Origin of the sequence: Klebsiella sp. R390 (assembly GCF_051131745.1) — a bacterium.
GTDB lineage: Bacteria > Pseudomonadota > Gammaproteobacteria > Enterobacterales > Enterobacteriaceae > Klebsiella.
This window is the reverse complement of the sequence record NZ_CP180445.1, coordinates 2,313,676-2,325,543: the sequence shown is the minus strand read 5'-3', so window position 1 is coordinate 2,325,543 and position 11,868 is coordinate 2,313,676. Positions and strand designations below refer to the sequence as shown.

General features: G+C 58.7%; 8 protein-coding genes. 3 read left to right on the top strand and 5 right to left on the bottom strand.

The features are described 5' to 3' along the window. The first annotated feature begins 152 nt into the window (after positions 1-152). Positions 153-1,466 carry a glutamate/aspartate:proton symporter GltP gene (gene gltP / locus ACMYSP_RS10825; RefSeq protein WP_123757779.1) on the top strand — a complete coding sequence of 438 codons (1,314 nt, stop codon included), beginning with the start codon at positions 153-155 and terminating at the stop codon, positions 1,464-1,466. Between the two features lie 36 nt (positions 1,467-1,502). Here the strand turns inward: gltP and ACMYSP_RS10820 are convergent, their stop codons facing one another. Beyond that, complete coding sequence (locus ACMYSP_RS10820; RefSeq protein WP_434586753.1) at positions 1,503-2,186, bottom strand: tetratricopeptide repeat protein; 684 nt, start codon at positions 2,184-2,186, stop codon at positions 1,503-1,505. A 183-nt stretch (positions 2,187-2,369) separates the two neighbouring features. Further along, positions 2,370-4,517, bottom strand: a complete 2,148-nt coding sequence (fdhF, locus tag ACMYSP_RS10815; RefSeq protein WP_434586752.1) for a formate dehydrogenase subunit alpha — start codon at positions 4,515-4,517, stop codon at positions 2,370-2,372. Between the two features lie 273 nt (positions 4,518-4,790). Between fdhF and ACMYSP_RS10810 the strand changes: the two genes are divergently transcribed. Continuing rightward, a complete protein-coding gene (locus ACMYSP_RS10810) occupies positions 4,791-5,519 on the top strand; it encodes a response regulator (protein ID WP_434586751.1) in 729 nt (242 codons plus the stop codon). 67 nt (positions 5,520-5,586) lie between these two features. Here ACMYSP_RS10810 and ACMYSP_RS10805 read toward each other — a convergent pair whose 3' ends face one another. The 3 genes from ACMYSP_RS10805 to ACMYSP_RS10795 are packed head-to-tail and all read right to left on the bottom strand — an operon-like array spanning position 5,587 to position 9,078. Beyond that, entirely contained in the window at positions 5,587-6,528 is a 942-nt protein-coding gene (locus tag ACMYSP_RS10805; protein ID WP_434586750.1) for an ABC transporter substrate-binding protein, read from the bottom strand. 31 nt (positions 6,529-6,559) lie between these two features. After that, positions 6,560-7,555 carry an ABC transporter permease subunit gene (locus ACMYSP_RS10800; RefSeq protein ID WP_434587063.1) on the bottom strand — a complete coding sequence of 332 codons (996 nt, stop codon included), beginning with the start codon at positions 7,553-7,555 and terminating at the stop codon, positions 6,560-6,562. 2 nt (positions 7,556-7,557) lie between these two features. Next, complete coding sequence (locus ACMYSP_RS10795; RefSeq protein WP_434586749.1) at positions 7,558-9,078, bottom strand: sugar ABC transporter ATP-binding protein; 1,521 nt, start codon at positions 9,076-9,078, stop codon at positions 7,558-7,560. Positions 9,079-9,263: 185 nt separating this feature from the next. On the opposite strand from ACMYSP_RS10795, the gene ACMYSP_RS10790 reads away from it, so the two are divergent. Beyond that, positions 9,264-11,861 (top strand): ATP-binding protein, encoded by a 2,598-nt coding sequence (locus ACMYSP_RS10790; RefSeq protein WP_434586748.1) that lies wholly within the window; start codon positions 9,264-9,266, stop codon positions 11,859-11,861. The last annotated feature ends 7 nt before the right edge of the window (positions 11,862-11,868 follow it).

Genomic DNA, 11,868 nt, shown 5'->3' with positions numbered 1-11,868 from the left:
GCCCTGTTCTTAAACGCTTGCGCAGCATGCCGTGCAAATGATACTGATACTGCGCGTTAAAAAACCCCATACAGCAACGCAACACAATTCATACCCCTTTCAGTGGGCATCATTACCTCTGGGAATGCTGCCTTTCATTGAGGAAGTCTGTAGTGAAGAAAAAAACAAACGTCAGTCTGGCCTGGCAAATTTTGCTGGCCCTGGTGCTGGGTATCCTTTTGGGCAGTTACCTGCATTATCACGCCGAAAGTCGCGAATGGATCATTTCGAACTTCCTGACGCCGGCGGGCGATATCTTTATCCATCTGATCAAAATGATCGTGGTACCGATTGTTATTTCGACGCTGATCGTCGGGATTGCAGGCGTGGGCGACGCCAAGCAACTGGGCCGTATCGGTGCCAAAACCATTATCTATTTTGAAGTGATCACCACGGTGGCGATTGTGCTGGGGATTACCCTGGCGAACGTGTTCCAGCCGGGAAGCGGCATTGATATGTCGCAGCTGGCGGCGGTGGATATATCGAAATATCAGAGCACGACGGCGGAAGTGCAGAACCATGCTCATGGTCTGATGGGGACTATCCTGTCTCTGGTGCCGACCAATATCGTCGCCTCCATGGCGAAAGGCGAAATGCTGCCGATTATCTTCTTCTCGGTGCTGTTCGGACTGGGGCTCTCTTCGCTGCCAGCGACCCACCGTGAACCGCTGGTCACGGTTTTCCGTTCTATCTCCGAAACCATGTTTAAAGTGACCCACATGGTGATGCGCTATGCGCCGGTCGGGGTGTTTGCGCTGATCTCCGTCACCGTGGCGACCTTCGGTTTCGCCTCGCTGTGGCCGTTGGCGAAGCTGGTGATTCTGGTTTACTTCGCGATCCTGTTCTTCGCGCTGGTGGTGCTGGGTACCGTGGCGCGGTTATGCGGGCTGAGCATCTGGATCCTGATCCGCATCCTGAAAGATGAGCTGATTCTGGCGTACTCTACCGCCAGTTCTGAGAGCGTGCTGCCGCGAATTATTGAGAAGATGGAGGCCTATGGTGCTCCGGCTTCGATTACCAGTTTCGTGGTACCGACCGGCTACTCCTTTAACCTCGACGGATCGACGCTGTATCAGAGTATCGCGGCTATCTTCATCGCGCAGCTGTACGGCATTGACCTCTCCTTGTGGCAGGAAATCACTCTGGTGCTGACGCTGATGGTGACCTCGAAAGGGATTGCCGGCGTGCCGGGCGTCTCCTTCGTCGTGCTGCTGGCGACGCTGGGTAGCGTGGGGATCCCGCTGGAAGGTCTGGCCTTTATTGCCGGTGTTGACCGTATCCTCGATATGGCGCGTACCGCGCTGAACGTGGTGGGCAATGCCCTGGCGGTGCTGGTGATTGCCCGTTGGGAACACAAGTTTGACCGTAAAAAAGCGCTGGCGTATGAACGCGAGGTGCTGGGCAAATTTGATAAGACGGCCCAATAAAATACCAGGCCCGGTGCCATCGCACCGGGCCTGTTTTTATCCTTTGCTTATTCTGTCGAACTCTTCACAACCGGTATCAAACCCTTCCTGACAGCTGACGTTCAACCAGTGCAGCGCTTTCTGGTGATTCGGTTCGATGAAACCTTTCTCTCCCTGCAGGAACATCATGCCCGCCCAGTATTCGGCATACCCGGTACGGGACAGCGAGGAGCTGCGTTTAAAATAGTCTGTCGCCATCGCGTCATCTTCCGCTGCCTGCACGCCGCTAGCGTAAATCAATCCCAGCAGCATCTGAGCATCAACGGCAGAGTCATTTTCCGGGTCCTGGGCGGCATCCTGCAGCAGCGAGATCGCGTGGGTATAATCCGTCTTTCCGGCCTGATGGTTGACCAGCACCCTGGCAAGGACGATCTCTCCGGCCTTGCTGCCGGTCTGTACCGATTTCTCGGCCAGCTGCCGGGCCAGTTTGTAATCGGCCAGCTGCGGGTTGCGAATTTTTAACTGAGCCAGCAGCGCCAGCGCGTCACCGTCGCCGTTATCGGCCGACTTTTGCGCCCAGTATTCAGCCTGCGGATAATCGCCGGAACTGACATAGGTATCCGCAAGATAGTATTGCGCCCGCGGATCGCCCGCTTCCGCCTGCTGTTTGTACTGGCTTCCGGGTTCCATGGCGCCAGCGGTGAGTGAAAATAATGCCAGAAGTAAATAGAGGTATTTCATTTTTTATTATCAGTCAGGGACACAGCGAGCAGTATAAAGGGAGGCGAAAAAGAAGAAAATGGCAGCAACTGGCAGGTTTGGTGAAACCCGGGTAGCGGCGTTACCACTTTACCCGGGCGATGGGGACGTGCAGTCCGGTAGCCCGGACAGGTGCGAAGCACCGCCTCCGGGGAGGCGGCGTGATTAACCCATTGCGCTTTCGCGCAGGCGGGCTTTCAGCTTGTTGTACTCGTCAATCACATACTGTTCGGCGGCGCGCTGATCGGCGATGCGTTCAACGTTCACGGCGCAGTACTTGTACTCCGGCGTCTTGGTAATCGGGCTCAGGTTCTCGGTCACCAGCTCGTTACAGGCGCCAATCCACCACTGGTAGGTCATATAGACCGCCCCTTTATTCGGCCGGTCGCTGACCTGCGCACGGGTGATGATCCGCCCTTTGCGCGAGTTGACCCACACCAGCGCTTCATCTTCAATCCCCAGACGCGCGGCGTCGGCGGTGTTGATTTGCGCATAGCCTGGTTCATCCGCCAGCGCGGCCAGCGCCGCACAGTTGCCGGTCATCGAACGGCACGAATAGTGGCCTACTTCACGCACCGTGGAGAGTACCATCGGGTACTCGTCGGTCAGCTTGTCAATCGGCGCAACCCAGTCGCAGGTATAGAACTGCGCCAGACCGTTCGGGGTATCAAACTTCTCTTTAAACAGATAAGAGGTACCCTGATCGGCGTCGGATTCGTCGCGACACGGCCACATGATGTAGCCCAGCTCACCCATTTTCTCGTAGGTAGCGCCGTAGAAATCCGGGCACAGATGCCGCAACTCGTCCCAGATCTCCTGGGTGTTGTTGTAGTGCATCGGATAGCCCATCCGGGTGGCGATTTCACTGATGATCTGCCAGTCGGTTTTCAGGTCCCACTTCGGCTCTACCGCTTTAAAGAAGCGCTGGAAACCACGGTCGGCAGCGGTATAAACCCCTTCATGTTCGCCCCACGACGTTGACGGTAAAATTACATCCGCCGCCGACGCGGTTTTGGTCATAAAGATGTCCTGGACGATAACCAGTTCCAGCTCTTCAAACGCTTTACGCACGGCAGATAGCTCGGCGTCGGTCTGGAGCGGGTCTTCCCCCATGATGTACGCTGCCCGCACTTCGCCATGCGCCGCACGGTGCGGCAGTTCGCTGATGCGGTAGCCGGTGTGTTCCGGCAGGCTGTCGACGCCCCAGGCTTTGGCGAACTTCTCGCGGTTCTCTGGGAACTTCACATACTGGTAGCCCGGATAGGTATCCGGCAGCGCACCCATATCGCAGGCACCCTGGACGTTGTTTTGCCCACGTACTGGGTTCACACCGACGCTCGGTTTACCGAGGTTGCCGGTCATGATTGCCAGGCTGGTAAGCGATCGTACGGTTTCCACCCCCTGATAGAACTGGGTGACGCCCATGCCCCACAGAATGGCTGCGGATTTGGCGCTGGCGTACATTCTGGCGCATTCGCGAATTTGCTGCGCGCTGACGCCGGTGATCGCTTCCACCGACTCCGGCGTGTAGCCTTCGACGATTTTGCGATACTCTTCGAAGCCCTCGGAACGGCTGGCAACGAAGGATTTATCGTAGAGATCTTCTTCGATAATGACATGCCCGATGGCGTTGAGCAGCGCGATGTTCGAGCCGTTTTTCAACGCGATGTGCATATCGGCAATGCGCGCGGTTTCAATTTTGCGCGGATCGCAGACGATAATTTTCGCCCCATTGCGTTTGGCGTTAATCACGTGATTCGCCACGATGGGGTGTGAATCTGCCGGGTTATACCCGAAGATAAACACGAGATCGGTGTTATCAATCTCTGTGATGGCATTACTCATGGCGCCATTACCGACCGACTGGTGCAGACCTGCAACCGAAGGGCCGTGTCAGACGCGCGCGCAACAGTCGACGTTATTGGTACCAATAACGGCGCGTGCGAATTTTTGCATCACATAGTTGGTTTCGTTGCCGGTCCCACGAGATGAGCCGGTGGTCTGGATAGCATCCGGGCCATACTTGGCTTTAATCTCGCTGAGGCGAGTGGCGACGTAGTCGAGGGCCTCCTCCCAGGAGACGGATTCCAGTCTGCCGCCACGTTGACGGCGGATCATCGGGGTTTTCAGACGCGGGGTGAGGATCTGGGTATCATTAATAAAGTCCCAGCCATAGTAGCCTTTCAGACACAGGGTTCCCTGGTTGGTTTTCCCCTGTGCCGCCTCAGCCCGGACGATTTTGCCGTTATCGACCACCAGGTTGATTTTGCAACCTGATGCGCAATACGGGCAAACCGTGACGACTTTTTTCATCGGTCTTGCTCCAGTTAATCAATGGGCGCCTACGCGCTATCTCGCCCTCAATATGCATCTTCTATGCCATGTTTTCATTGTGTGTATTCACTGATAATACGTCGATTTTTTGGTCTGAATGCTGACGAAAAGCAGGCAATCGTCAGTTTTGACGTGTCGACGCGCAGAGAGATGTGACATCGATTGAAGAAACGCGATCGCAGAATGGATTTGTCGCAGGGGCTTTGCTGAATTAATCAGACAGAGATCGTGGCGTGCGGGCAGAGGCGAGTGATGAAACCAGTCATATTAGTGGTGGATGACGACAGCGCGATTGGCGAGTTGCTCAGCGACGTGCTCAGCGCGCATGTGTTTGAGGTGCTGGTGTGTCAGCGCGGTGATGCTGCGCTGACGCTGGCCGCCCAGCGCACGGATATCGCGCTGGTGCTGCTGGATATGATTCTCCCGGACACCAACGGCCTGCTGGTACTGCAACAATTACAGCGCAGTCGGCCGGAATTACCGGTGGTGATGCTGACCGGGCTGGGCAGCGAGGCCGATGTGGTGGTGGGGCTGGAGATGGGGGCCGATGACTATATTGCCAAGCCGTTTAACTCCCGGGTGGTGGTGGCGCGGGTAAAAGCGGTGCTCAGGCGCAGTGGTGCCCTGGGGAGTGAAGGGGCCAGCGGTAGCGCGGGTCTGATGTTTAACGGCTGGCGGCTCGATACGTTGCGCTGTGAATTGTTCAATCCGCAACAGCAGGCCGTGCCGCTGACGCAGGGGGAGTACAGCCTGCTGCTGGCGCTGGCGCAAAACGCCCGTCGGGTCCTCAATCGCGAGCAGCTGCTGGCATTGACCCACAGCGAAAGCACCGAGGTATTTGATCGGACCATCGACGTCCTGATCATGCGCCTGCGGCGTAAAATAGAACGCAATCCCCATCAGCCGACGCTGATTAAAACCTTACGTGGTCTGGGCTATGTGTTCGCCGCGGATGTCACCCACGGCGATAAAGCGGCATAACCCCTGGCGTTCCCCGGTTGCATAAACCGGGAAGCGCCTGAGGCTATCGACTCTACATGACTTCGGGTTACTTCACGGTCCAGCCTTTGTAGCTGCCAATGTTGTTTTTGTCGATCATCATCACCGGGATCAGTACCGGTGCAGCCGGCGCCGGTTTACCCTGCAGAATGTCGTAACCGATCTCCACTGCTTTCGCCGCCATGACCTGCGGGTCCTGGGCCGGAGTGGCGACAAACAGTGAGTTCTTACGCTTGAGTGCCTCTTCACCGTCCGGGCTGCCATCGACGCCCACAATAAAGAACTCATGACGTTGCGCCTGTTTAGCGGCCAGATCGGCGCCGATCGCCGTCGGATCGTTAATGGCGAACACGCCATCAATTTTCGGGTTCGCGGCCAACAGAGAGGTCATGATTTCCAGTCCCCCTTCGCGGCTGCCTTTCGCGTTCTGGTTATAGGAGAGCACCTTGATATCCGGGTGGCGCTTAAACTCGGTCTGGCAACCTTCAACGCGGTTTTGTACCGCGGAAACCGGCGGCCCGTTAATAATCACCACGTTACCTTTGCCTTTCAGCCGGTCGGTGATGTATTTACAGGCCATTTCACCGGCCTGGGTGTTATCGGAAGTGATGGTGGCATCTGCACCTTCAGCGGCAACGTCCACCGCGACGACCACAATGCCCGCGTCTTTTGCCCGTTTTACCGCCGGGCCAATACCTTTGGAGTCAGCGGCGTTGAGGATAATCATGTCGACTTTGGCGGCAATAAAGTTATCGATCTGCGCCACCTGCTGGCCCAGATCGTAACCGCTGGAGACCAACGTCACTTTCACCTTGTCTCCGGCCAGCTTGCGGGCTTCCAGCTCTGCCCCTTTGGTGATTTGCACAAAGAACGGGTTGGCTAAGTCGCCCACCGTTACGCCGATGGATGTCAGCTCTTTTGCCTGGGCAAAAGGCGCGGAGGCAAGCAGCGCGCCGGCACAGAGCGCGGTTACTACGGGTTTCAAACGCATACTGTTTTCCTCTGTCTGTAGGGTATTGTTGTTATGCACTTTGATGGTGTCGGGTGCGGTATTTGTCGATCAGCACCGCGATGATGATCACCGCCCCTTTGATCACCAGCTGCCAGAAATAAGAGACCCCCATCAGGGTCATGCCGTTGTTCAGGGTGGCGATGATCAGCGCCCCCACCAGCGTGCCGGTGATGGTGCCGATGCCGCCGACGAAGCTGGTGCCGCCGAGAATCACGGCGGCGATGGCATCCAGCTCATAGCCCACGCCGAGGTTGCCGTTGGCGCTGTACAGGCGCGATGCGCTCATCACGCCACCCAGCCCTGAAAGTAGCCCGCTCATGCCGTAGACGAACAGCAGCACCAGCCACACTTTGATACCGGTCAGCCGCGCCGCCTGCATGTTGCCGCCGACGGCGTAGATATGAACCCCCAGGGTGGTGCGGCGCAGGATAAACCAGCACACCACCACCACCAGCAGTGCGATCACCACCAGCCACGGCACCGGCCCGAGATAATCGTTGCCGATCCATTCGAAGCTAATGTCGGAGTTAATCACCGTGGTGCCGTCGGCCAGCAGATAGGCCGCTCCACGCAGGGCGGTATAGGTTCCGAGCGTCACGATAAACGGCGGCAGTCCGGCAAAGGCGACCAGTGCGCCGTTAAACAACCCGAGCACCAGCCCAAGCATCAGCGCGGCGGGAATAGAGAGCAGCGACAGCTCTGGGATCAGTGACACCACCATCGCCGCTACCGCGGTAGTCCCGAGAATTGAACCGACGGACAGATCGATCCCCCCGGTGAGGATGATAAAGGTCATCCCGGCGGCGAGAACGATGTTGATGGAGGCCTGGCGGGTAATGTTCAGCAGATTGCTTTCGGTGAAAAAATTGGGGGCGATAAAGCCAAATACCGCCACAATCAAGATTAATATCGGCAAAATGCCGACAGTTTGTACCAAATCGCCCATCAGCATTTTCTTCGCCGATGCGGATTTATCCGTCGGCTGCGCGGCGCGCGTTTTCTGCATTGTCATGGCTGTACCGCCTTAAGGTGAGAGTCGTTAACGCCGGTCGCCAGCGTCATAATGCTTTCCTGACTGATGCCGCCGACCTGCAGTTCGCCGACGATGCTGCCTTCGCGCATGACATAGACCCGGTCGCTCATCCCGACCACTTCCGGCAGTTCGCTGGAGATCATCAGGATGGCAACCCCCTGGCGCGCCATCTGGTTCATGATGCGATAAATCTCGCTTTTGGCGCCGACGTCCACGCCGCGTGTCGGCTCATCAAGAATTAAAATGCGCGGGCCGATAGCGACCCAGCGGGAGATCAGCAGCTTTTGCTGGTTGCCACCGGAGAGGCCGCCGGCGCGCACCTGCGCATGCGGCACCCGGATATTGAGCAGGGCGATGGCCTCATCGGAGATGGTCTGTGCCTTTTTGCGGTTGAGCATCCCCCAGCTGGCATCCCGCTCCAGGGTGGCCATCGTGATGTTCTCCTGCGCCGCCAGCTCGAGAAACAGCCCCTGCTCCTTGCGGTTTTCGGTGAGAAAGCCGATCCCAAGGTCGATGGCTTCGCGCGGCGAGTGAATGACCACCGGCTCGCCATCGATTTCGATCACGCCGCCGGTGGCCTTGCGCACGCCGAAAATCAGCTGCGCCAGCTCGGATCGCCCGGCGCCAACCAGTCCCGCCAGGCCGACGATCTCCCCGGCGTGTACCACCAGGCTGCTGGCGCCGACTTTGCTGCCGTCGGTCAAATCCTGAACCCGCAGGCGCGGCTGACCGGGCGGGATATCGCGTTCTTTGTTGAATAAATCGCTGAGCGGCCGGCCGACCATCATCCGCACCAGTTCGGGAGCGTTGAGTTTGTCGCGGGTCAGGCTGCCGACATACTGCCCGTCGCGCAGCACGCTAACGCGGTCGGAGAGCTCATACACTTCAGCCATGCGATGGCTGATATAAATAATCGCCATGCCTTCGTCGCGCAGGCGCAGGATCAGCTCGAACAGGCGTTGGGTTTCACGGGAAGAGAGGGCGGCAGTCGGTTCATCCATCACCAGGATCCGGCTGTTACGATGCAGGGCGCGGGCAATCTCTACCTGCTGCTGTTCGGCAATGGTCAGCTTCATCACCAGGTCGCTGGCCCTGAACTGCGCGCCGAGGCGGTCAATGACCGCCTGAGCCTGATTAAGCATCTCTTTACGCTGCACCAGCCCGCCGCGCGCCAGCTCGCTGCCGAGGAAAATGTTCTCGGCGACGGTCAGATTAGGCGCCAGCTGCATCTCCTGGTAGATCAAGGTGATCCCTGCCGCCAGCGCATCTTTTGGCCCTTTAATGGCGTGCGGTTGCCCGTCGATCAGGATCTCGCCGCTGGTGGCGGTATAGGCGCCTGCGAGGATCTTCATCAGCGTGCTTTTACCGGCGCCGTTCTCTCCCATTAGCGCATGGATCTCGCCGGGCCAGACCGTCAGATCGACACCTTTCAGCGCGTAAAATTTGCCGAAGGCTTTGGCAATGTTACGCATGGACAGGACCGGTGTTCCCTGCATGGCAGACCTCCTGGGAAGATGAGCGATAGATGCACTCCACCACAGGCGGATAAACACACCATGTCAGCAGCCATTCATATTTGTCATATTGATGAATAGTTAACCTGGGTCACAATTACGTGATGTGACGCTCCCGGTCATTACCCGCAACCGCCAGGATAAATAAAAAGATCGCGGAGCTGACCATGCCATCCCATCGCTATCCGTTTTTTGCCAGCGCTCGCGGGCGTCTGCTGTCGTTTAATTTACTGATGGTCGCGGTGACGCTCATGGTCGCCGGGGTGGCGGCGCTGGGGTTTCGCCATGCCAGCCAGCTGCAGGAGCAGGTGCAGCGCCAGACCCTGGACGATATGACCGGCAGTATGAATCTGGCCCGCGATACCGCCAATGTCGCCACCGCCGCGGTGCGCCTCTCGCAGGTGGTTGGTGCGCTGGAGTATAAAAGCGAGGCCGAACGGCTGCTGGAGACCCAGCAGGTGCTGAAGTCGTCGCTATCCCGCCTTGCCGCCGCGCCGCTGGCGCAGCAGGAGCTGGCGCTGGTGGCCAGTATTATTCGCCGCAGCAATGCGCTTCAGCAGAGCGTGGCGGGCATGCTGGAACGGGGGCAGCAGCGTCACCTGCAACGCAATACGCTGCTCAGCTCGCTGTACCAGAACCAGAGCTATCTTCGGCATCTTCAGGATCTTAACGATCGGCCAGGCGCTGCGGCGATCGATCCCCGACGGTTGATGGAGATGGATCGGCTGATCGTCGCCGCCACCCATACTGCCACGCCGCGTTCGATCGTCCAGCAGCTGGATACGGTGCGGGTCTTCCTGCCGAAAACCAGTCGGGATCCGACCCAGGCCATGATTCTGGCGGACTTCAACGCGGAGCTGGCCAGGCTGGAGCCGCTGTCGGCGCAGCTGGAAGAGAGCGATCTGGCGATCGGCTGGTATATGTTTCACATCAAAGCGCTGGTGGCGCTGCTTAACAGCGATATTAATCTGTACGTGGCCCGGGTGGCACAGGCCTCTGAACTGCGGGCGGCGCAGAGCCACCAGCAACTGCGCTCGATCAGTACCTTTATTCTGCTGTCGGCGCTATTGGCGCTGGCGATCACCGGCTGTGCCGGCTGGTATATCTACCGCAACCTTGGCTCCAGCCTGACCGCTATTTCTCGCGCGATGTCGCGGCTGGCCCACGGTGAGGCGGAGGTCTCCGTTCCCGGGCTGCAACGACGCGATGAGCTGGGGGAGCTGGCGCGCGCCTTCAACGTCTTTGCCCGCAATACCGCCTCGCTGGCCCATACCTCCCAGCTGTTAAAAGAAAAAAGCACCTTGCTGGAGACCACCTTTCACGCCATGCGCGACGGTTTTGCGCTGTTTGATAATCAGGGGAAGCTGGTGGTGTGGAATCCGCAATATCCGCTGCTGCTGGGACTGGCGGCAAATGACCTGCAGCGCGGGGTGCACTATCAGCAGTTGTTGAGCCAGGCGGCGACGCTGGCGGAACATGTACGGGAAAACCTCGCCCGTCCGTTACCCAAACCGCAGGAGCTACAGCTGGCGGGAGATCGCACCATTGAGCTGCGCTTCAGCCCGGTCCCCGGACGCGGCCTGGTGAACGTGGTGCTGGATCGGACCGAACGAAAGGGGCTGGAACAGGCGCTGGTTCACAGCCAGAAAATGAAAGCCGTCGGTCAACTGACCGGCGGGCTGGCGCATGATTTTAATAATCTGCTGGCGGTGATTATTGGCAGCCTCGAGCTGGTGCAGCCGCAGGAGGCCGATGCGCCGCGGATCGCCCGGGCGCGGAAAGCCGCTGAACGTGGGGCGCTGTTAACGCAGCGGCTGCTGGCCTTTTCACGCAAGCAGTCTCTGCACCCGAACGCCGTGGCGATGCAGCCGTTGCTGGAAAACCTGAGCGAGCTGATGCGCCATTCTTTGCCGGCGACGCTAAGCCTGGAGATTGAAGCACAATCGCCGGCCTGGTCCGCCTGGATTGATGTCGGCCAGCTGGAAAACGCCATTATTAATCTGGTGATGAACGCCCGCGATGCGATGGAAGGGCGCCCTGGGGTGATCAAGCTGCGCAGCTGGAATCAGCGGGTGGCCCGCAGCGACGGGCGACGCCAGGATATGGTGGTGCTGGAGGTGATTGACCACGGCAGCGGCATGTCCCAGGAGGTGAAAGCGCAGGTTTTTGAACCGTTCTTTACTACTAAACCAACCGGTAGCGGCAGCGGTCTGGGTCTGTCGATGGTCTATGGATTCGTGCGCCAGTCCGGCGGACGGGTGGCTATCGAGAGCGCGCCGGGTCAGGGAACCACGGTGCGCTTACAGCTACCGCGTGCTGCGGTGCAGGCGGTAGCCGGTACGATGCTGGCGGAAAGCGAGCAGGAGTCCAGCGGCGAGCGGCTGGCGCTGGTGCTGGAGGATGAAGCCGATGTACGCCAGACCCTGTGCGAACAGCTGCATCAGCTTGGCTGGTTAACCCTTGAGGCCGAAAGCGGAGAGCAGGCGCTACAGCTGCTGGAGGCCTCGACGGAGATCGCGCTGCTGATTAGCGACCTGATGCTGCCGGGGCGCCTCGGCGGCGTGGAGGTGATTAACGAAACCCAGCGCCGTTTCCCGACGGTCGCGGTGCTGTTGATCAGCGGCCAGGATCTGCGTCCGGCGCACAACCCGGCGCTGCCGGACGTCGAATTACTGCGTAAACCCTTCACCCGCAGCCAGCTGAGCCAGGCGCTGCGGCAGGTGACGACAAATCACGTTGAGGACGCGGCGCAGCCGCGGATTTGAGATTCCT

What these genes read in the sequence shown, in the direction of transcription:
- ACMYSP_RS10820 (WP_434586753.1), bottom strand. Translation starts at nt 2,186, where the DNA reads ATGAAATACCTCTATTTACTTCTGGCATTATTTTCACTCACCGCTGGC.
- ACMYSP_RS10810 (WP_434586751.1), top strand. Translation starts at nt 4,791, where the DNA reads ATGAAACCAGTCATATTAGTGGTGGATGACGACAGCGCGATTGGCGAG.
- ACMYSP_RS10805 (WP_434586750.1), bottom strand. Translation starts at nt 6,528, where the DNA reads ATGCGTTTGAAACCCGTAGTAACCGCGCTCTGTGCCGGCGCGCTGCTT.
- ACMYSP_RS10800 (WP_434587063.1), bottom strand. Translation starts at nt 7,555, where the DNA reads ATGCAGAAAACGCGCGCCGCGCAGCCGACGGATAAATCCGCATCGGCG.
- ACMYSP_RS10795 (WP_434586749.1), bottom strand. Translation starts at nt 9,078, where the DNA reads ATGCAGGGAACACCGGTCCTGTCCATGCGTAACATTGCCAAAGCCTTC.
- ACMYSP_RS10790 (WP_434586748.1), top strand. Translation starts at nt 9,264, where the DNA reads ATGCCATCCCATCGCTATCCGTTTTTTGCCAGCGCTCGCGGGCGTCTG.